We start from the raw sequence: 21,372 nt of genomic DNA, 5'->3' as shown, positions 1-21,372 counted from the left end.
TTTGGCGCCCTCCCCGGTGTCGGGTCCACCTCGACCCGACACCGGGCTGCGCCCAACGCCGCCACGAGGGCCTGAACCCTTGGCCGTGGGGCTGCCCCGGAGTGCTCAGTCGCGGCGGATCAACTCCGGGTTCACGCGGCGGCCGATCAGCGGGAGCGTGCCGAGCGCGGCCACCGCCACCGCGCCCACGGCGACGAGAGCGAGCGGCGCGAGGCCGGCACCGTCCCAGAACACCGCACCGCCGCCGGTGACGAGATAGCTGGACTCGGCGAGCTTGCCCGCCACGAGCGCCAGAGCCAGGCCGATGCCCAGCGGCAGCACGACCTGGGCGCACTGCACGGCCCGCAGGGTTCTCGCACGGGCCCCGATCAGGGAGAGCGCGGTGACGTGCGCGCGGCGCTCCACGGCGCGGTCCGTCACGGAGACCAGGAACGCCGCGATGCCGATGATCAGACCCATGACCATGCCGAGCGCCAGCAGCGTCTCGATGACGGCGATCTGCTGCAGCCCGTCGATGTTGACGCCGATCGGGTTGACGTCGGCGGTCGGCGCCGCGGCTCCGATGCCGTCCAGCACGCGGCGGACGGTGCCGGGCTGCGAATCGCTGGTCAGCACGTACTGCGCCGAGGCCGGGCGCGCGTCGGCCGGCAGCGCGGACGGCGGGACGAGGACGGCGGCACCTCCGACCGCCGAGGGGTCGTACGCGCGATAGGCGATCGCGGCGGACGGCAGCGTGATCGACAAGGTCTTCTGCCGGCCGCCCTGTTGGAAGCGGTAGGGGAAGGTGGCCCCGGCGCGCACGCCCGGGTCCGCGGCCGTGTCGGGATCGGTGAGCCGCAGCACCCGTCCGTCCACACAGCCCTCTGAGTGCCTTACCAGCTCAGTCAGTTGGGCGCAGGTGGCGACGAGGGCGGTCGCCCGTGACTGGACGGCGGAGCCGGAGTAGCGCGGGTCGGTCCAGGAGTCCATCGTCAGCGCGTGCGCGCGGACACCCGGCACCGAGGCGAGGTCGTGCCGCTGGCGGTCGGTGAGGCCGGACAGCGCGATCGAGTAGTCCTGTGCGGGGCTGTCCGGCCGGGTGACCTGGTTCTCCTCGATCAGGATGCCCTGGGCGAGGGAGGCGGCGTACACGAGCAGGACGAGGCCGGTGACGACCCGCATGGTGCTGCCGGGCTCCACCTCGTTGCGGCGCATCGCCAGGTTCAGGGTCAGGGAGCGGGTCCGCTCGGCGAGGCCCCGGGCGAGGGCGTACGTGAGGAGCGGCAGGGTCAGTACGAGGCCGGCGCCGGTCAGCAGGACGCCCGCCGGGACGAGCAGCGCGGAGGGGCCGTCGCTGGAGGCCGGGTGGGCGGTGAGGCCGGTCACGCAGTAGCCGCTGACGATGCCCAGACCGGTGACGAGCAGCAGGCCGCCCCATTTCGACGGGGGGCGCGGGACGGCGGTGCGGCGTGCGGCCAGCGGGTTGGCGGCCGCGGTGCGTGCGCTCGCCCGGCCGACGAACCAGGCGAGCGCCGGGCAGCCGAGCAGGCAGATGGCGATCGTGGACGCGGACAGGGCGCCGTCCGCCGGGTACCACTTCAGGTCGGGCAGCCCGGTCCTGGACATCACCTGGTTGAGGACCCAGTACTCGCCGAGCCCGAGCAGCGCGCCGAACAGGGCCGCCACGACGGTCTCCGCGGCGTTCACACGCTGGGTGCCCTTGGCACTCAGACCCAGCAGTCGCAGGGCGGCGAGACGCCGGGTGCGGCTCGCGGCGGAGAGCCGGGCACAGACGGAGAGGAAGACGCCCAGGGGGAGCAGGACCAGGGTGGCGAGGGCGAAGCGGAGGATGGTGAGGGTGGAGGGGTCGACGGCGGGGGTCGGCGCGTAGCCGAGGTCGAAGCCGGTCAACGCCCGCCCCGTGTGGGCCAGTTCGGCGCGGGTGGTGCCGACGTACGCGTACAGCTCGTCGGGGTCGGTGAGGCCCGCGCCGCCGATCAGGCCCTTTTCGGTGCCCGGGAGCAGACCTTTGAGGGCGGGTTCGGCACGCAGCAGGGCGTGGACGCGGGGGGAGACGAACACCTCGCCGGGGGCGGGGAGCCGGGGCAGCCCGGGAGGAGCCTGTGCCGCCGTGTCCTTCCCGGTGCCGGGAGCGACGAAGATGCGGGTGAACGCCTTGGAGCCGTGCGGGTCCGAGCGTTCCAGGACGAGGGGCGCGCTCGTCGTGTGGGCGGCGGAGGTCCGCAGGGCCCGGGCGGCGGCGCGTCCGTCGTGGGCGTCGAGGATCGCCGGGATGGTGAGGACCAGGGCCAGGCAGCACACTCCGAGGGAGCCGCCGGCCGCCATCAGCAGAAAACGTACGCGGTTGCCGCGACCGGCGCCGAGCAGCAGCCGCAGTCCGAGCAGGAACTCCCTCACGCCGCGCTCCGGGGGGTGAGGACACCGTCGGACATCGTGTAGTGGCTGTCGGCCTGCGCCGCGACCGCGGGGTCGTGCGTCACCAGGACGACCGCGGTGCCCTGGGAGCGGGCCAGGTCGAGGAACTCCTTGAGGACGGCGGAGGCGTTGGCGCTGTCCAGGGAGCCGGTCGGCTCGTCCGCGAAGACGACGGCGGGGCGGTGGACCAGGGCCCGCGCGACGGCGACGCGCTGGCTCTGGCCGCCGGAGACCTGCGAGGGGCGGCGGCCGCGCAGCTCGCCGAGCCCGAGCCGTTCGAGGACGGCGCCCGCGGCGGCGAGGGCGGGCTGCTTGCGCTGCCCGGCGAGGCGCAGCGGCAGGGCGGTGTTCTCCTCGATGGTCAGCTCCGGCAGCAACTCGCCGTACTGGAAGACGAATCCGAAGCGTTCGCGGCGCAGTGCGCTGATCTCTTCGTCGCCGAGGTCACCGAGCGACCGTCCCTCGAAACGCACCTGCCCGCGCTGAGCGGGAAGCACCCCGGCCAGACAGTACAAGAGTGAGGACTTGCCGGAACCGCTCTGTCCGGTGACGGCGGCGACCTCGCCGGAGGTGACGGAGAAGTGGGCGTCCCGGACGGCGAGCTGATTGCCGTAGGAGAGGTCGACTCCGGTGGCGGAGAGGATCGCTGACGTACTGCGGATCTCTGACGTACTGATGGCTTCCCCCAAGAAGCGATCGGGCCCAGGTGTACAACCTGGGCCCGGGTCAAGCTGGTTCGCTGCGTGGCCCGGCAGTGCCTGGTCTACCTGGCCGGTGCCGGGTCTACCGGCTGTAGTGCTTGGTCACGGAGCAGTTGTCCGGGTGAAGGGAGCCCCGGTCCCGGCACACACGTATGTACGCGTCCTGCGTGTACAGCTCGTCGCCGCTCCAGTTGACGTAGTCGAGCGGAACAGACTTCTTCTGGGTGCCGTTGTAGCGGTTCCAGTCGTAGCCCTCGATGCGCACCTGCGTGTAGACGTTGTGTCCGTCGCCGTTGTCGGCGTCCCTGAGGTTGCCCTTCCACTCGAAGCCACCGTGCTTCGTGCCCGAGGGCCAGAAGGTGTACTGGCCGGAGTTGAACTCCGCGCCACCGGTGGTGAGTTTGGGGATGGTGTGCCACGAGGCGGCGACCGCGGATCCTGCCCCCATGGCGAAAAGGCCCGCTGCGAGGGCGCCTACTGCCAGCTTCCGCACTGTGTTCTCCCGTTTTTGTGTTCTGTTGTGAGCCCTGGCTGGTCAAGGCCAGGGGCCTGGCGGCCCGGGTGGTCATGCCAAGGCCGCGGCGAAACGTAGCAACGGTGAACCGGCAGATGTGGGTGGGGAGTTGGTGTTCTGTCGCCTCTGTGACGTTTTGGGGTGCGGGGTATTTGCGATGATCTTGCTGTCGCTTGGTGGTCGCTTGCCGAGTTATTGCCGCTTATTTGACCTGGACATGATCTCAGGTGGCTCGGAATGACTCAGATCAGACCGGCGGAAGCCAGCAGATACGCCGTCAGCGGGTCGTAGAACCGCGGGCTTGTGACGTGGTCGTCGAGGGGGACCGTCACCTGGACCGTGCCCTCGGACTCGGCGAGGAAGAGGGCCGGGTCGTTGCAGTCGGCGTAGCCGACGGAGTCGACGCCGAGCTGGCCCGCGCAGCCGGCCCAGCCGTGGTCCGCGACGACCAGGTCGGGCAGGGGTTGGCCCGCGCCCTCCAGGCCCTTGAGGATCGCGCGCATCGGCTCGCCCGAGTGGGTGTGCCACAGCGTGGCCCCGTGCTCCAGCACCGCCACGTCCGCGAACTGCATGACGTACCCCTCGTCCGTCTGGAGCCCGTCCGGAATGACGACGATCTCGCAGCCGGCGCCGCGCAGCGCGGCGGCGGTGGCACGGTGCACGTCGAGCAGGCCGCCGGGGTGGCCGGTCGCGAACAGCACCCGCTGCTCACCGTCCGCCGCCTTGCGCAGCCGCGCCGCCATCCGGTCCAGGGCGTCGACGGTCAGCTCGGGGTCGATGGTGTCCTGGCCGTAGCGGTACTCCGGGTCGTCGTTCACACCGCACCGCTCCGCCATCACGGCGAGCACGTCCTGCTCGTCGGTCCAGCGGTCGCCGAGTTCCAGGCCGAGCCAGAAGTTGCGGTCGCCGTTGGCGAGCTTGCGGTAGTGGGAAAGGTTGTTCTCGCGGGGCGTGGCGACGTCGCCCGCGATACGGGTCTTCACGAGGTGGTCGACGAGCTCAGCGCGGCTGGGGGTCCCGGATATCGGCATGCCACCCATTGTGCCGGGGCGCTCCGTTGGGAGGGTGGTTGTCCTGAACCGTGGGATGTGGGTCACTCGGCGTGAGGAGACCGTTGTTGTTCTCCCGCTCACCCATCCGTCTCGGCACGTCGAGAGGCGAGCGTCGAGGGGTGTGTTTCCCGGGTTCTTCCCCGGTTCTCAGGTTTCCCTCAGTGCGAACCACAACTCCATCCGTACGTCCGCGTCGTCGAGGTCCGCCTCCAGCAACGCCGCACACCGTGCGATGCGTTGACGGACGGTGTTGCGGTGGACGGAGAGGGCTACGGCCGTGCGGTCCCAACTGCCGTGCAGGGAGAGCCAGGTGCGGAGGGTCTCGGTGAGGGCGGGGGTGGCGGCGATGGGGGCGAGGAGGGCGCGCGCGTGGGCCGCGGCGTCGCCCGGGGGCACGAGGTCCGCCAGCGCGGGGCGCTCGCCGTGGCGGACGAGGGGCGTGCGGGTCGCCCGGGCGCGGGCCAGGGCGCGGGCCGCCTGCCCGTCGGCGGACGCCCACTCGTGCGGGCCGACCGCCGCGCTGACCCCGCAGATCCAGCCCTTCTGCGCGGTCGGCTCGCGGTCGCCGGGGACGAGGACGCGTACGACACTCCCACCGGTGTCGATGAGCGCGGATCCCAGTGCCGTCCCCAGCGCGGACGCGGCGACGGCGTCCGGCGCCGGACCGTCCGCCGCGGGGTGGGCGTGCACGACGGTCCACCGGTCCCCGCCGAGCAGCGGGGCCACCTCCTCGGGCGCGGCGCCCAGCAGGAGCCGTACGAGCGCCGCCGAACGCGCCGAGCCGCTCCCGCTCTGCTGTTCCCCGGTGAGGAGGGAGAGGAGGACGGCCGCGACGGAGGCGATGGTGTGGTCAGCGGGGTCCCGGCGCGGCGCCGCGACCCCGAGGACGAAACCCCGCCCGCCGCCGAGGGCGTACGCGGCCAGGTGGGTGCCGCCCACGGTGTCGGTGGCGGAGGAGGGGGTGGGAGAGGGGGTGGGAGTGGAGGCGGGAGTCGGGGCGGGGGGTGGAGTGGGGCCCTGGGGGACCGCGGGCCGGTGTGGCCCGGGGCGTACGACGGCGGCCAGGGCGCCGAGTGCGGCCACGGGGCCGTCCTGCGGTGTTCTTCCCGCGCGTGCCAGCTCCGCGCCCTCCGGTCCGTACAGCACCGCCCAGCCGCCCACCCGCTGGGCCAGCTGCCGCAGCACCGCCGCCACCGGGTCCGGGCGCGCGGCGGCCGCCGCCAGACTCTGCTGGGCCTCCGTGACCCGCCGCAGCTCCGCCAGCCGGGCCTGCGCCATCAGCTGCCACACCGCGCGGGCCACGCCCGAGAAGGTGGTCTGGGGCGGGACCTCCAGCAGGGGCAGGCCGTAGGTGTCGCAGGCCGCGACCAGCGCGCGCGGGACCGCGTCGTGCACCGGCGCCAGGCCGAAGCCGAGCGCCGCGCCGCCCGCCGCCACGATCCGGGAGACGTAGTCGTCGAAGTAGGTGCCCGAGCCCGCCGCCTCCGGGATGTGCACCCCGGCGGTCAGCAGCAGCTCTCCGCCCAGCAGATACGGGTACGGGTCCGCCATCTCGGACGTGTGCGCCCAGTGGATCACCGTGTCCGGGCCGACGGGGCCCGCGATGTGGCGCAGGCCGAGGTCCTCCCGGGCCAGGAGGGCGGACAGCGGGACCGGTGGGGTGGGTGGGACAGGCGGGATCGGTGTGGCGGATGTGGCAGATGTGTCCGGCATGGTGGACGTTCCCTCCATCCGGATCGGCTGCAATGGATGAAACGTACACTTCAGAGTCATCTTCCGGCCACCTAAGGTCAGTGCCGTCGGCAGCCGCGGGTACGGGCGTATGTCCCCGCGATCAGCTGCCGGACTCCCGGCCGGGTATCGCTCGCCCGGCCCGCGTCCCCACGTCCATCTGCACGACACGCCACCGATGAGTGCGCGAAGGAGGCCCCCTATGGCCGTCGACTACACAGTGATCGTCATCTATCTGGCCGGCATGCTGGCCATGGGCTGGTGGGGCATGCGCCGCGCCAAGTCGAAGAGTGAGTTCCTGGTGGCCGGACGGCGCCTGGGCCCCGCGATGTACTCCGGGACCATGGCCGCGATCGTCCTCGGCGGCGCGTCCACCATCGGCGGCGTCGGGCTCGGATACAAGTACGGGCTCTCCGGCGCCTGGATGGTGTTCACCATCGGCCTCGGACTCCTCGCCCTCTCGGTGTTCTTCTCCGCCCGCATCGCCCGGCTGAAGGTCTACACCGTCTCCGAGATGCTCGACCTCCGCTACGGCGGCCGGGCCGGTGTCATCTCCGGTGTCGTCATGTGGGCGTACACCCTGATGCTCGCGGTCACCTCGACCATCGCGTACGCCACCATCTTCGACGTCCTCTTCGACATGAACCGGACGCTCGCGATCATCATCGGCGGCTCCATCGTCGTCGCGTACTCCACGCTCGGCGGCATGTGGTCGATCACCCTCACCGACATGGTGCAGTTCGTCGTGAAGACGGTCGGCGTGCTGCTCCTCCTGCTCCCCATCGCGGTGATCAAGGCCGGTGGGTTCAGCGAGATGAAGGCCAAGCTGCCCACGGAGTACTTCGACCCGCTGGGCATCGGCGGCGAGACGATCTTCACCTACGTGCTGATCTACACCTTCGGCATGCTCATCGGCCAGGACATCTGGCAGCGCGTGTTCACCGCCCGCAGCGACACGACCGCCAAGTGGGGCGGCACCGTCGCCGGCACCTACTGCCTGGTGTACGCCGTCGCCGGCGCCGTCATCGGCACGGCGGCCAAGGTGCTCTACCCGACGCTGCCCAGCGCCGACACCGCCTTCGCGACCATCGTCAAGGACGAGCTTCCGGTCGGCGTACGGGGCCTGGTGCTCGCCGCCGCCCTCGCCGCCGTGATGTCCACGTCCTCCGGCGCCCTCATCGCGTGCGCCACCGTCGCCAACAACGACATCTGGGCCAAGCTGCGCGGGGCCGTACGGCCCCGGGGGGACGACCACGACGAGGTCAAGGGGAACCGGGTCTTCATCCTCGTCATGGGCATCGCCGTGATCTGTACCGCCATCGCCCTCAACAACGTCGTCGAGGCGCTGACCGTCGCGTACAACCTGCTCGTCGGCGGTCTGCTCGTCCCGATCCTCGGCGGACTGCTGTGGAAGCGCGGGACCGTGCACGGCGCGCTCGCCTCCGTCGTCGTCGGCGGGCTCGCGGTCGTCGGACTGATGGCGACGTACGGCATCCTTGCGAACGAGCCCGTCTACTACGGGCTGCTTTCCTCGCTGGTCGCGTACGTGATCGTCTCCCTGGCCACACCCGCGACCGACCCGGCGGTCCTGGCCGCCTGGCGCGAGCGGCTGGCAGGGCGCGGCGCGGATGCCGAGTCCGAGTCCGAGCCGGCGGCCGTGGTCGCCTAGCCACCGTCACCCCAGCCCTCGAAGAGCTTCGGCCCGGCCGCCGCACGGCGACCGGGCCGGGCGGCCCCCGGTCAGCGGGGTCCGCGACACTGGAAAAGCACCACTTGTAAGACGCACCACTTGTAAGACGCATCACCTGTACGACGCATCACCTGTACGACGCATTAACTCTGCGACGCACCACCCGTACCACGCATCACCCGTACCACCTGGAGGAGTCCGACGATGAGCAGCACCGAGTTCCCGGCAGCAGGCGACAGTCAGCCACGCGGCCCCGTCGACTCGTCCCGCGTCCCGCGGTACGCGGGCCCCGCGACCTTCGCCCGGCTGCCGCGCCTCGACGAGGTCGGCCGCGCCGACGTCGCCGTGGTCGGCGTGCCCTTCGACTCCGGGGTCTCCTACCGGCCCGGCGCCCGCTTCGGCGGCAACGCCATCCGCGAGGCCTCCCGCCTGCTGCGCCCGTACAACCCGGCGCAGGACGCCTCCCCCTTCGCCCTCGCCCAGGTCGCCGACGCCGGTGACATCGCGGCGAACCCGTTCAACATCAACGAGGCCGTGGAGACGGTCGAGGCCGCGGCCGACGAGCTGCTCGGCACGGGCGCCCGCCTGATGACGCTGGGCGGCGACCACACCATCGCCCTCCCGCTCCTGCGCTCCGTCGCCAAGAAGCACGGCCCGGTGGCCCTGCTCCACTTCGACGCGCACCTCGACACCTGGGACACCTACTTCGGCGCCGAGTACACGCACGGCACCCCGTTCCGCCGGGCGGTGGAGGAGGGGATCCTGGACACGGAGGCCCTCTCCCACGTCGGCACCCGCGGCCCGCTGTACGGCAAGCAGGACCTCACCGACGACGAGAAGATGGGCTTCGGCATCGTCACCTCGGCGGACATCTACCGCCGCGGCGCCGACGAGGTCGCCGACCAGCTGCGCCAGCGCATCGGCAACCGCCCGCTCTACATCTCCATCGACATCGACTGCCTCGACCCGGCGCACGCCCCCGGCACGGGCACGCCGGAGGCCGGTGGCATGACCTCCCGCGAGCTGCTGGAGATCCTGCGCGGACTGTCCTCCTGCAACCTGGTCTCCGCGGACGTGGTCGAGGTCGCGCCCGCGTACGACCACGCCGAGATCACGGCGGTGGCCGCGTCCCACACGGCGTACGAACTGACGACGATCATGTCCCGCCAGATCGCGGCGGCCAGGGCTCAGGAGGCCGGGAACAAGTGACTCACGACCACGACCTGGTGCTCCGTCCGTCGGCGGCGCAGACGGAGGCCGCGCTGAATCCGCCCCCCGGCCGCAACGGCGGAGACCTGGTCGTGGAGACCCTCTCCGGTCTCGGCGCCACGACCGTCTTCGGCCTGCCCGGCCAGCACGCGCTCGGCATGTTCGACGCCCTGCGCCGGTCCTCGTTGCAGTACATCGGGCTGCGGGTGGAGAACAACGCGGGGTTCGCGGCCGACGCGTACGGCCGCATCACGGGTGAGGCCGCGCCCCTGCTGCTCTCCACCGGCCCGGGAGCGCTGACCTCCCTGGCCGCGCTCCAGGAGGCCGCCGCGGCCTCCGCCCCCGTCCTCGCCATCAGCAGCCAGATCCCCACCGCGGGGCTGGGCGGCGGACGCCACGGCTATCTGCACGAACTCCCCGACCAGCAGGCCTCGTTCAGGGGCGTCGTCAAGTCCGTCCACACGGTCCGTACGCAGTCGCAGATCCCCTCCGCGATCGCGGCGGCCTGGGAGTCGGCGCTGACCGCCCCGCACGGCCCGGTCTGGGTGGAGATCCCGCAGGACGTCCTGCTCGCCGAGACCCACCTGCCGCAGGTCACGGCGATGGACGCGACTCCGGAGGACGTCGTCCCGCGCCCCGAACTGACGGCGCTGGCCGCCCACTTGCTGTCCTCGGCGGCCCGCCCCGCGATCATCGCGGGCGGCGGGGTCGTACGGTCGGACGCGTCCGGCAAGCTGAGGTCCCTGGCGGAGAAGCTGAACGCGCCGGTCGTCACCACCTTCGGCGGCAAGGGCGCCTTCCCCTGGACCCACCCGCTCTCGCTCCAGTCCTGGCTGGAGGACCGGCACACCACGGACTTCCTGGAGGACGCGGACGTCCTGCTGGTCGTCGGCTCCGGCCTCGGCGAACTGTCCTCGAACTACCACACGTTCAAGCCCCGCGGCCGGGTCATCCAGATCGAGGCCGACCTCGGCAAGCTGGAGTCCAACCACCCGGCGATCGGCATCCACGCGGACGCCAGGCTCGCGCTCTCCGCGCTCCTGGAGACCGTCGAGGACCGCCCCGACCCGACGGCGGCGGACCGTGTCCGGGCGCTGCTCGACCGGGTGGGGGAGCGCATCGCCGCACAGGAACTCACTCTGGAACAGGAGGTGCTGGCGTCCGTCCGCCGGGCCCTCCCGTCCACCTCCCCGTCCTTCTGGGACATGACCATCCTGGCGTACTGGGCGTGGTCCGCGTTCGACCCGCGCGGAAAGAACACCATGCACTCCGCCCAGGGCGCGGGCGGCCTCGGCTACGGCTTCCCGGCGGCCCTCGGCGCGGCGGCGGCCGACCCCACCCGCTCGGTCCTCGCGGTCTCCGGCGACGGCGGCGCGCTGTACTCGATCGCCGAACTCGCCACGGCGAGGCAGTACGACCTGAACGTCACCTGGCTGATCGTCGACGACGGCGGCTACGGCATCCTGCGCGAGTACATGACCGATGCCTTCGGCCAGGCCACGGCGACGGAGCTGACCCGCCCCGACTACGTGGCACTGGCCGAGTCCTTCGGCGTCCCGGGGGTCCGTACGAGCCCCGAGACACTGGAGGAGGACCTGGCGAAGGCCCTCGCGAGCCCCGGCCCGTCCGTGGTGCTGCTCCCGGCGGTGCTGCGGATGTTCGCGCCCACCCACCTCGGGAGCTGACGGCGCGGCCGACCGGGCCGTGGCCGGTCGCCCGCCACCATGGCCGTCTACCAGATCGCGTCGACCCACTCCGGGTGGTCGATGAACGGGTTGCGGTTGTGCTGGTAGGTGTCGTAGATGACCTGGTTGCGCTTCTCCTCGAAGGCGCTCGGCGGGTCCTCGTCGCTCCACGCCTTGAGCACGGAGAGCTTGCCGATGTAGGGGTTGCTTCCGTTGTTCACCTTCTCGTTGGGCTCGAGGTCGGCGAAGCCGTCGCCGCCGTCGTAGCGCACCGCCATGTAGAGGATCATGCGTGCCACGTCGCCCTTGTCCGCGTCACGCGGCTCGAACGAGTCGGAGTCGGTGAGGCTGCCGCCCCCGCCGCTGACCGTGCTGCCGCCGTTGTCGAAGTCCTTGTTGCCACGGATGCTGTTGACCTGGACGTCCGCGGGACGCAGGTGGTGCAGGTCCGTGCCGGGACCGGTCACCTCGCCGAAGTCGCCGTGGGACTTGGCCCACACGTGCTCGCGGTTCCAGTCGCCGACGTCTCCGCCGTTGAGCGACTTGGCGCGCGAGGTGCCGCTGTACAGCAGGATCACGTTGTTGCTGTTGTTCGGGTCCTGGTCGGTGACCATGAGCGCGTTCCAGACCGCGGAGTACGAGATCTTGGTCTGGCTGCTGATGATCGTGTGCAGCGAGGACTTCAGGCTGCTGCCGGTCTTGCCGATCGCGTTCTTGTAGTACGTGCTGTCGTACGCGGTCGTCGTGGCGCTCGCGGGAGTGGCGGTCATCGTCGGCAGGGTGAGGCCTACCAGGACGGCCGAGGTGGTCAGCGCCAGCGTCTTCCAGCGGCGTACGTGCGTTGTCGCGGGCATCGTGGGGAGTCCGTTCTACGCGGGTTGATTGAGCGGGCAACCGGAGCGTGACATGGACATGCGTTTCAGGGAATGAACGGAGGGTGTCGGTTGAGTGACGGAAACCGGCAAGTCGCTTGTCGTGGGCGCGAGATGGCATGGCGAAGGGCCCCTGGCCAGAGGTGGGCGGATCAGGGGCCCTTCGTTGTGAGGGGGAGTCAGTTCACGTCGGACGGGTCCAGGCGGTAGAGCGTCGAGGCCGACTGGGCCGACTGGTCGTTCTCCGACTCGGAGCCCGTGGTCGAACTCGACTTGGATGAACTCGACTCGGACGACGAGGTCTTGCTGTAAGCGCTCTCCTTCACCGCCGTGGCGTTCTTCTGCACCCAGGCGGTGACGGCGGAGCTGACGCTGTTGTTGCCGCCCATGCCGCCGCCCATGCCCGAGCCGCCGACCTGGATGTAGTGCAGCTCGCCCTTCTTCACCAGCTCCTTGAGCTTGGCGACCGTCATGCCCTTGTCGGTGCCGGTGAAGCCGTACATGGAGATGACGGGCTTGTGGGTGCTCAGGATCAGCTGCCCGGCGCTCTGCGAATTGGACACCGCGAGCAGCCACTTGGCGCCGTCCTGGTGCTTCTCCAGGTACGAGATCAGCTCGCTGCTGGTCTCGCCGCCCATGCCGCCACCGCCGCCGAAGCCGCCGCGCTGACCGCCCGTGCCGCCCGGGGCGCTGCCGCTGTCGCCACCGGCCTGGCCGCCCGTGCCGCCGCCCGGGAACTCGCCGTTCTGGCCGCCCGTGCCGCCGCCGGGGAAGCCGCCGTTCTCGCCGCCCTGCGGGGCGCCGCCGGGCAGTTCGCCGGTTCCACCGCCGCCGGGCGTCATCTGGCCGCCCTCCTGGCCGGCCGCCTGTCCGCCCTGCTGGGTGCCGCCGGGCATCTCGCCGCCGCCCGGACCGCCTGCGTTGCCGCCCGGACCGCCCCGTCCGCCGCCGAAGCCGCCACCGCCGGTGGACGGTCCCGCGGTCGGATTGGTGCCGCCCATGCCGCCGCCCGCGCCGCCCGCACCGGCCGGGACGGCGAACGAGTACGCCGCCGGGCCCGCGAGAGCCGCGACGACCGCCGCCGCCAGGGACGCGGCCAGCAGCCGTACGCGGTTGCCGGAGCGGAAGACGAACAGGCCGACGACGCCCAGCGCCATGACCACCGCGATGGCCGGCCACAGCCAGGTGTTCCAGTCGGTGGCCCGGCGCAACAGCACGACGGCCCAGATGCCGGTGACCGCGAGCCCGGCGGGCAGCACCCAGGACCAGCGGACGTCGCCGCCGCGGAAGGCACGCAGCAGCATGACGCCGCCGCCCCCGCACAGGGCCGCGATACCGGGGGCGACCGCGGTCGTGTAGTACGGGTGCATGGTGCCCTCGGCTGTGGCGAACGTCAGGTAGTGCAGCAGCAGCCAGCCGCCCCACAGCACCAGCGCCGCACGGGTCGGGTCGGTACGCGGAGCGCGCCCGCACAGCACCAGGCCGCCGACGAGGGCGATGCCCGCGAAGGGGATCAGCCAGGAGATCTGGCCGCCCAGGATGTCGTTGAACAGCCGGCCGAGGCCCGCGGAACCGGAGAAGCCGCCGCCACCACCTCCGCCGCCACCGCCGTTGCCCTCACCGCCGAGGACGCGGCCCAGGCCGTTGTAGCCGAAGATCAGGTTCCAGGCGGTGCCGTCCGTCGAACCCCCGATGTAGGGGCGGTCGTCGGCGGGCACCAGCGAGACGGCCGTCGCCCACCAGAAGCTGGACACGGCCAGGGCCACGGCGGCCAGCAGCAGGTTGCGGATCCGCTTCGCCCAGCCGAGGTGCGACGCGTACAGGTAGACCGCGAAGACGGCGGGCAGCGCGATGTAGCCCTGGAGCATCTTCGTGTTGAAGGCGAGCCCGAAGCAGACCGCCGAGCCGAGCAGCGGCAGCAGCCTGCCGTCGCGGGTCGCGCGCAGGCCGAGGGCCGCACCCGACACCATCAGGAGGAGGAGCAGGGTGTCGGGGTTGTTGTCGCGGTTGATGGCGACGGTGATCGGGGTGAGCGCGAGCACCAGCGCGGCGATCGCGGCGGCGGCGTGGCCGAACACCCGCTTCACGCAGGAGTGCAGGATCCAGATCGTGCCGAGGGCGGCCACGATCATCGGCAGCATCATCTGCCAGGTGCCGAAGCCGAAGATCCGGCACGACAGGCCCATGACCATGAGGGCGAGCGGCGGCTTGTCGACGGTCAGGAAGTTGCCCGCGTCGAGCGAGCCGAAGAACCACGCCTTCCAGCTCTGGGTTCCGCTGTAGATCGCGGAACTGTAGAAGCTGTTGAGGCCGGAGCCGGACAGGTTCCAGGAGTACAGCACCGCGGCCAGCGCCATGATCGCGATCATGGCGGGGAGGGACCAGCGGGGCGCGGCGGAGGTGGGGGACGGCTCCTGGGGCGGCGCGGCGGCCGGTGCGCCGGGGGCCACGGAGCGGCCGGGGGCCGGGGGCAGTGGGTCGGTGGCAGATGTCACCAGTGCACCATGCATACCGCCGATGGGTACGGACTGTGCCCTGCCTGGGGGCGAGCTGTGGATGGATGAGATGCGGGTAAGAGAGCCGGCCCCTCACCAGTGCACCGGCAGCTCTCGGTGTCTTCAGGCGCGCGGATGGCCGCCTTTGACGGCTGTGACGAACGGACGGGTCCGGAAGGCGGACCCTGCTACCTCATCACCGACGGGAACGGTCACCTCCCCCGCGTCGCCGACACCGTCGAGAGCGTGCGGCTCGGCAGGGCGGGTGAGCTCCTCGACCCTGCGGCCGACCTGCTCGCCGGTCGCGGTGTCACCGCCGCGCAACTCCGCTTCCTCGCGGGCCGTATGGCCGAGTCGCTGCGCCACGTCCACCGCATCGGGGAGAGCCGGGGCGCGCGCTTTGCGAACGCGCGTACAACTTTCGGCCGTCTGAACGAGTCATGAGAGGCGAGTGCGCCACAGGCGCGCTCGTATTGGTAGAAGGGGATGGGGAACCTCCATGACTCACCGGATATCCCGGCGTGCCCGTGTGCTCGCTGCGAGCCTCGGCGCCGGGGTGATCGTGCCGTTCGCGGCCGCCGCCGCACCGGCCGCCGCCGCCACGGCACCGCAGGTCAGCTGTACGTCGAGCAAGACGGGCCTGGCCGCCAAGCTGCAGAAGGACATCACCACGGCGCTCAGGGGCCGCGCCGGCACCGTCGCCGTCGGTCTCTACGACCGTACGACGAAGACCACCTGCTCCCTGCGGAGCAGCTCGGCCTACGACTCCGCCAGCGTCGTCAAGGCCACCGTGCTGGCCACGCTGCTGTGGGACGCCAAGAAGCACAACCGGTATCTGACCACCCGTGAGCAGAGCCTCGCCACGGCCATGATCACCAAGTCGGACAACAACGCCACCAGCACCCTGTGGAAGCAGCTCGGCGTGACCAAGGTGAAGGGTTTCCTCGCCGCTGCCGGGATGACCCAGACCAAGCCGGGTGCCAACAACTACTGGGGTCTCACCCAGATCACCGTCCGGGACGAGCAGAAGCTGCTCGCACTGCTCACCGCCAAGAACTCCGTGCTGAGCGACAACTCCCGCGCCTACGAGCTGAAGTTGATGGGCAAGGTCATCTCCTCGCAGCGCTGGGGCACCCCGGCCGGAGCGCCCTCCTCGGTCGCCGTGCACGTCAAGAACGGCTGGCTGTCGCGTGCCACGCACGGCTGGCGCGTGCACAGCATCGGCACGTTCAACGGCGCGGGCCACGACTACATGATGACCGTGCTGACGCAGGACAACGGCACCATGCAGTACGGCGTCAACACCATCCAGGCCGTCGCCAAGGCCATCCACAAGGACCTGGTGCCGACCGCCTCCACGACCAGCGCGAGCGTGCTGCGCTACGTGCCCACGGCCAACCCCCAGGAAGCGATCCCGGCGGTGCCGTCCGCGGGCTGACGCTTCACGAGGCGGTCTCCCGCGCGTCACCCGGCCGTCCTACCGTGACCGGCATGCGTATGAGATCCGTACTCGCCACCGTCACCGCCGGCCTGGCGGCGGCCACCTGTGTGACCGCCGCCGCTCCGGCCGACGCCCACAGCGGCAGCGCCCCGGGCGTCCACGCCTGCTCGCCCGCCGTCTCGATCACGAGTTACTCCGACGCGCTCGACAAGACGACCTACGACGGCACCTTCGTCGGCAACCTCTCCGCGCTCGCCGTCGACCGCGGCGGCCGGATCGCCGCGCTCTCCGACCGGTCCTCGCTCTTCACCCTGGACCGCGAGACGCTGAAGCCGACGAGCGTCGTGAACCTCGTCGACGAGAAGGGCGCCGCCCTCGACTCCGAGGGCCTGGCCGTGGACCGCGACGGCACCCGTCTCGTCACCTCCGAGACCGAGCCCTCCGTACGCCGCTACGAGCGCGACGGCACCCTCGTCGGGAGCCTCCCCGTACCGGACGCGCTCAAGGTCGCTCCCGCGGGCCGCGCCACCTCCAACCTGACCTTCGAAGGGCTCACGCTCCTCCCCGGCGGTCACACCCTGCTCGCCGCCATGGAGGGGTCACTGAGCGGTGACACCGCCGGCATCGTGCGCTTCCAGACCTGGGACCGCGCGACCCGGCAGGGCGACTTCCGGCTCTCCGCCCAGTACGGCTACCGCGCCGACACCGGCCTCGGCGTCTCCGAGGCGCAGGCCACCCCCGACGGCCGGCTCCTCGTTCTGGAGCGCGGCTTCACCGCGGGCGTCGGCAACACCGTCCGCCTCTACCTCGCCGACCTCCGCCACGCCACGGACACCCGCCGTGTCGACACCCTGACCGGTCAGGACGGCGTGCGGCTCGCCCGCAAGACCCTTCTCGCCGACCTCGTGAACTGTCCTTCACTGGGCGCCCAGGCCAAGCAGCCGCAGCCCAACCCCCTCCTCGACAACATCGAGGGCCTGACGATCACCGGCCGTACCCCGGACGGCCGTCTCAAGCTTCTCCTGGTCAGCGACGACAACCAGAACGCCGTCCAGACCACCCGCCTGTACTCCCTGAGCGCCCGCCTGCCGCACCCGGGGAACGGCTGATTATTGCGGAGGGATGAAATCCGCTTGTTTCAGCGTTGGTGCCTTCCGGTGGAGTGAGATCTACGGAAGGCACCGGCGTGGCATTTGAGCAAGGGGACAAGGGCGGCTGGGCACAGCGGCTCGCGGGGTACGCATGGCGGTACCCGAAGTACGTCCTGCTCGCGCTCGGCTCCTCGCTCGGCGGCATGGCGGTCCTGGCGGTCGTCCCGCTGATCACCAAGGTGATCATCGACGACGTCATCGGGAACCACAGCAAACCCATGGCGCCCTGGGCGGGCGCGCTCATAGGCGCCGCCGTCCTCGTCTACGTCCTCACCTACATCCGCCGCTACTACGGCGGCCGCCTCGCACTCGACGTCCAGCACGACCTGCGGACCGAGATGTACGGGACGATCACCCGGCTCGACGGACGACGCCAGGACGAGCTGTCCACCGGCCAGGTCGTCGGCCGCGCCACCAGCGACCTCCAGCTGATCCAGGGCCTGCTCTTCATGCTCCCGATGACCATCGGGAACGTACTGCTGTTCCTGATCTCCCTCGGGATCATGGCCTCGCTCTCCTGGCCCCTCACCCTGGTCGCGCTCGCCGTCGCCCCCGCCCTCTGGGTCGTCGCCAAGCGCAGCCGCTCCAAGCTGCACCCCGCCACCTGGTACGCGCAGGCGCAGGCCGCCGCCGTGGCGGGCGTGGTCGACGGCGCCGTCAGCGGCGTACGCGTCGTGAAGGGCTTCGGGCAGGAGGAGCAGGAGACCGGGAAGCTCCGGGACGTCGGGCGGCGGCTCTTCGCGGGGCGGCTGCGGACCATCCGGCTCAACGCCAGGTACACCCCGGCCCTCCAGGCCGTGCCCGCCCTCGGCCAGGTCGCGATGCTCGCGCTGGGCGGCTGGCTCGCCGTACGGGGACAGATCACGCTCGGCACCTTCGTCGCGTTCTCCTCGTACCTCTCCCAGCTCGTGGGACCCGTACGGATGCTCGCCGTGGTCCTCACCGTCGGGCAGCAGGCCCGCGCGGGCGCCGAGCGCGTCCTCGAGCTCATCGACACCGAGCCGTCGATCAAGGACGGCACCAAGACCCTCCCGGCCGACGCGCCCGCGACCGTCGAGTTCGACGACGTGTCCTTCGCCTACGAGGGCACCTCGAAAAATCAGCCGGTGCTCGACGGGCTGAGCTTCGAGATCCGCCCCGGCGAGACCCTCGCCGTGGTCGGCTCCTCCGGCTCCGGCAAGTCGACGGTCTCGCTCCTGATACCCCGCTTCTACGACGTGACGCACGGCGCCGTCCTCATCGGCGGGCACGACGTCCGCGAGCTGACGCAGGAGTCGCTGCGCGCCGCGATCGGCCTGGTCCCCGAGGACTCCTTCCTCTTCTCCGACACCGTGCGCGCCAACATCGCCTACGGCCGCGCGGACGCCACCCAGGAGGAGATCGAGACCGCGGCCCGCGCCGCCCAGGCGGACCGTTTCATCGCCGAGCTGCCCGAGGGCTACGACACCAAGGTGGGCGAGCACGGCCTCACCCTCTCCGGCGGCCAGCGCCAGCGCGTCGCCCTCGCCCGCGCCATCCTCACCGACCCCCGCCTGCTCGTCCTGGACGACGCCACCTCCGCCGTGGACGCCCGCGTCGAGCACGAGATCCACGAGGCCCTCAAGGGGGTCATGGAGGGGCGCACCACCCTCCTCATCGCCCACCGCCGCTCCACCCTCAACCTCGCCGACCGCATCGCCGTCCTCGACGGCGGCCGCCTCGCCGAGATCGGCACCCACGAGGAACTCCAGCAGCGCTCCCCGCTGTACCGCCGGCTCCTGACCGACCCGGACGAGCTGGGCGGCGTCTCGCCCGGCCACGCCCTGCCCGCCGTGCCGCAGGAGGACACCTCCGTACGGGACGAGCTGGATGCCGAGTTCGACGCCGAGCGCGGGGTCACCCCCCATCTGTGGACCGGCGACCGGGAGCCCAAGGACAACGCCCTGTCCGGCATGCCCGCCACGCCCGAACTCCTCACCCTGGTCGAGGCGCTGCCCCCGGCCACCGACACCCCCGGCATCGACGAGGCGCGTGCGGTCAGGCCCGAGGAGTCGTACGGGCTGCGCAGGCTGCTGCGCGGCTTCGGCCTCCCGCTGCTCGTCAGCCTGGGTCTCGTGGCCGTGGACGCGGGCATGAGCCTGCTGCTGCCGGTGCTGATCCGGCACGGCATCGACCAGGGCGTCACCCGGATGGCGATCGGCGCGGTGTGGGCGGCCGCCTCGCTGGCGCTGGTCACCGTGCTCGTCCAGTGGGCCGCGCAGATCGGCGAGACCCGGATGACGGGCCGGACCGGCGAGCGGGTCCTCTACTCCCTCCGCCTGAAGATCTTCGCGCAGCTCCAGCGCCTCGGGCTCGACTACTACGAGCGGGAGCTGACCGGCCGGATCATGACCCGGATGACGACGGACGTCGACGCGCTGTCGACGTTCCTCCAGACGGGCCTGGTCACCGCCTTCGTCTCGGTCGTCACCTTCTTCGGCATCATGGGCGCGCTGCTGGTGATCGACGTGCAGCTCGCGCTGGTCGTCTTCGTCACCCTTCCGCCGCTGGTCATCGGCACGTTCTTCTTCCGCCGGGCGAGCGTGAAGGCGTACGAACTCGCCCGCGAGCGGGTGTCGGCGGTCAACGCCGACCTCCAGGAGTCGGTCTCCGGACTGCTGATCCTCCAGGCGTTCCGGCGCGAGCGCGTGGGCAGGCAGCGGTTCGCGGAGGGCAGCGACAGCTACCGCACGGCGCGCATCCGCGGCCAGTGGCTGATATCGATCTACTTCCCCTTCGTGCAGCTGCTGTCGTCGGTCGCGTCGGCGGCCGTGCTGATCGTGGGCGCGCACCGGGTGGACGCCGGCACCCTCACGACGGGCGCGCTGGTCGCCTACCTCCTCTACATCGACCTGTTCTTCGCGCCCGTGCAGCAGCTCTCGCAGGTCTTCGACGGCTACCAGCAGGCCACGGTCTCGCTGGGCCGCATCCAGGAACTGCTCCAGGAGCCGACCTCGACGAAGGCCGCCGACGAACCGCTGGAGGTCCTCTCCCTGCGGGGCGACATCGCTTTCGAGGACGTCGACTTCGCCTACGGGGACGACGAGGAGGCGCTCAGCGCTGTCTCGCTGAGCATCCCGGCCGGACAGACGGTCGCCTTCGTCGGCGAGACCGGCGCGGGCAAGTCCACGCTGGTGAAGCTGGTCGCCCGGTTCTACGACCCGACGAGCGGGCGAGTGACGGTCGACGGCACGGATCTGCGCTCGCTCGACCTGACCTCGTACCGGCACCGGCTCGGCGTCGTCCCCCAGGAGGCGTACCTCTTCCAGGGGACCGTCCGGGACGCCATCGCCTACGGGCGTCCCGACGCGACCGATGCCGAGGTGGAGGCCGCGGCCCGCGCGGTCGGCGCCCACGACATGATCGCCACGTTCGACGGCGGCTACCTCCACGAGGTCGCCGAGCGCGGCCGCAACCTCTCCGCCGGGCAGCGCCAGCTGATCGCGCTGGCCCGCGCCGAACTCGTGGACCCGGACGTGCTGCTCCTCGACGAGGCGACGGCGGCGCTGGACCTGGCGACGGAGGCCCTGGTCAACCAGGCCACCGACCGCATCGCCGGCCGCCGTACGACCCTCGTCGTCGCCCACCGTCTGACGACGGCCGCGCGCGCCGACCGGGTCGTGGTCATGGACCACGGCCGCGTCGCCGAGGACGGCACCCACGACGAACTCCTCCAACTGGGCGGCCAGTACGCGGAGTTGTGGAGGACGTTCGTCGGGGCCCCGGAGGAGGAAGAGCCGGTTCCCTCGTCGGCCTGAGAGGGAGCGTGCCGCGGACCTGTCAGCTCTTCGCCTTGATGTCGGAGATCTTCTTCGTGGCCAGGTCCGACTGCACGGTCAGATAGGTGTACGTGGGGTGCTGGGCGGAGCCCCAGGTGAGGCGCACCGTCGACCAGGTGTGGCCCGCGCCGCTGTCTCCCGCCGTCACCTTCCACGCCCGCGGCACGTCCTGCGCGCGCAGCACCCCGTCGGCGTGCTCGCGGCTCTCCCACTTCGCCAGGCGGGTGCGGAGATCCTTGGTCAGGTAGAAGGTGCGCAGCTGGGAGTCGAGGTGACCGCTTCCCTCGTCGGTGACCGCGTCGATGTAGGCGCCGTAGAAGTCGGCCACCCGGTCGTAGGCGGGACCGTTGGCGCCGCTGCGGGCGGGCGGGGGAGCGCTGGAGCCGGCGAACGCGGGTACGGAGGCACCCGCCGTGGCGAGGAGCGCCGCGGCGACGAGCGCGCCGACGGCCGTACGTGAACGTGACGTGCGGGACATGGATGAGTGCCTTTCGTTCGGTTTTCCGACCAGTTGGACACTGAACAAAGGGGTGTGGTTGCCCCAAACGCGGAAGAAAACCTCTCTCGGGTGAAGGCAACCATCCGATGTACGTCCTGCGTCCGTACACCAGTACGCTGA

Annotated in this window: 15 protein-coding genes; 7 read left to right on the top strand and 8 right to left on the bottom strand. The window is 71.4% G+C overall.

Annotation, left to right across the window (positions count from 1 at the left end; translation table 11 throughout):
• Positions 1-105: 105 nt before the first annotated feature.
• The 5 genes from ACZ7M2_RS06085 to ACZ7M2_RS06065 all read right to left on the bottom strand — a co-directional run bounded on the left by ACZ7M2_RS06085 (position 106) and on the right by ACZ7M2_RS06065 (position 6,413).
• A complete protein-coding gene (locus ACZ7M2_RS06085; RefSeq protein WP_471594309.1) occupies positions 106-2,397 on the bottom strand; it encodes an ABC transporter permease in 2,292 nt (763 codons plus the stop codon).
• Entirely contained in the window at positions 2,394-3,104 is a 711-nt protein-coding gene (locus ACZ7M2_RS06080) for an ABC transporter ATP-binding protein (RefSeq protein WP_471594308.1), read from the bottom strand. Before ACZ7M2_RS06080 ends, ACZ7M2_RS06085 begins: the two co-directional genes overlap by 4 nt.
• Before the next feature lie 94 nt (positions 3,105-3,198).
• A complete protein-coding gene (locus ACZ7M2_RS06075) occupies positions 3,199-3,564 on the bottom strand; it encodes a hypothetical protein (protein ID WP_471594307.1) in 366 nt (121 codons plus the stop codon).
• A 308-nt stretch (positions 3,565-3,872) separates the two neighbouring features.
• A complete protein-coding gene (locus tag ACZ7M2_RS06070) occupies positions 3,873-4,661 on the bottom strand; it encodes a phosphatase (RefSeq protein ID WP_471594306.1) in 789 nt (262 codons plus the stop codon).
• A gap of 168 nt (positions 4,662-4,829) precedes the next feature.
• Positions 4,830-6,413, bottom strand: coding sequence for a PucR family transcriptional regulator (locus tag ACZ7M2_RS06065; RefSeq protein WP_471594305.1), 1,584 nt, complete (start codon positions 6,411-6,413; stop codon positions 4,830-4,832).
• A 202-nt stretch (positions 6,414-6,615) separates the two neighbouring features.
• On the opposite strand from ACZ7M2_RS06065, the gene ACZ7M2_RS06060 reads away from it, so the two are divergent.
• The 3 genes from ACZ7M2_RS06060 (at position 6,616) to ACZ7M2_RS06050 (ending at position 10,997) form a co-directional block, all read left to right on the top strand.
• Positions 6,616-8,082: a sodium:solute symporter family protein gene (locus ACZ7M2_RS06060; protein WP_471594304.1), complete on the top strand. Its 1,467-nt coding sequence runs from the start codon at positions 6,616-6,618 to the stop codon at positions 8,080-8,082.
• A 225-nt stretch (positions 8,083-8,307) separates the two neighbouring features.
• Positions 8,308-9,312 (top strand): agmatinase, encoded by a 1,005-nt coding sequence (gene speB / locus ACZ7M2_RS06055; RefSeq protein ID WP_470045756.1) that lies wholly within the window; start codon positions 8,308-8,310, stop codon positions 9,310-9,312.
• Positions 9,309-10,997: a thiamine pyrophosphate-binding protein gene (locus tag ACZ7M2_RS06050; protein ID WP_471594303.1), complete on the top strand. Its 1,689-nt coding sequence runs from the start codon at positions 9,309-9,311 to the stop codon at positions 10,995-10,997. The genes speB and ACZ7M2_RS06050 overlap by 4 nt, the downstream gene beginning before the upstream one ends.
• Before the next feature lie 47 nt (positions 10,998-11,044).
• On the opposite strand, the gene ACZ7M2_RS06045 is transcribed toward ACZ7M2_RS06050, so the two are convergent.
• Together ACZ7M2_RS06045 and ACZ7M2_RS06040 are read right to left on the bottom strand one after the other, a co-directional pair.
• A complete protein-coding gene (locus tag ACZ7M2_RS06045) occupies positions 11,045-11,851 on the bottom strand; it encodes an endonuclease I family protein (protein ID WP_471594302.1) in 807 nt (268 codons plus the stop codon).
• Between the two features lie 197 nt (positions 11,852-12,048).
• Positions 12,049-14,364 (bottom strand): mannosyltransferase YkcB-related protein, encoded by a 2,316-nt coding sequence (locus tag ACZ7M2_RS06040; protein ID WP_471594301.1) that lies wholly within the window; start codon positions 14,362-14,364, stop codon positions 12,049-12,051.
• Between the two features lie 135 nt (positions 14,365-14,499).
• Between ACZ7M2_RS06040 and ACZ7M2_RS06035 the strand changes: the two genes are divergently transcribed.
• The 4 genes from ACZ7M2_RS06035 (at position 14,500) to ACZ7M2_RS06020 (ending at position 20,732) form a co-directional block, all read left to right on the top strand.
• Positions 14,500-14,808 (top strand): hypothetical protein, encoded by a 309-nt coding sequence (locus ACZ7M2_RS06035; RefSeq protein WP_471594300.1) that lies wholly within the window; start codon positions 14,500-14,502, stop codon positions 14,806-14,808.
• 55 nt (positions 14,809-14,863) lie between these two features.
• Positions 14,864-15,802: a serine hydrolase gene (locus ACZ7M2_RS06030; protein ID WP_471594299.1), complete on the top strand. Its 939-nt coding sequence runs from the start codon at positions 14,864-14,866 to the stop codon at positions 15,800-15,802.
• Between the two features lie 53 nt (positions 15,803-15,855).
• Positions 15,856-16,914: an esterase-like activity of phytase family protein gene (locus tag ACZ7M2_RS06025; protein WP_471594298.1), complete on the top strand. Its 1,059-nt coding sequence runs from the start codon at positions 15,856-15,858 to the stop codon at positions 16,912-16,914.
• 77 nt (positions 16,915-16,991) lie between these two features.
• Complete coding sequence (locus tag ACZ7M2_RS06020; RefSeq protein ID WP_471594297.1) at positions 16,992-20,732, top strand: ABC transporter ATP-binding protein; 3,741 nt, start codon at positions 16,992-16,994, stop codon at positions 20,730-20,732.
• Between the two features lie 22 nt (positions 20,733-20,754).
• Here the strand turns inward: ACZ7M2_RS06020 and ACZ7M2_RS06015 are convergent, their stop codons facing one another.
• A complete protein-coding gene (locus ACZ7M2_RS06015) occupies positions 20,755-21,231 on the bottom strand; it encodes a hypothetical protein (protein ID WP_471594296.1) in 477 nt (158 codons plus the stop codon).
• Positions 21,232-21,372 lie beyond the last annotated feature (141 nt).

Source organism: Streptomyces sp. NPDC111507 (genome assembly GCF_055638955.1).
This window is presented reverse-complemented; position numbering and strand designations above follow the sequence as displayed.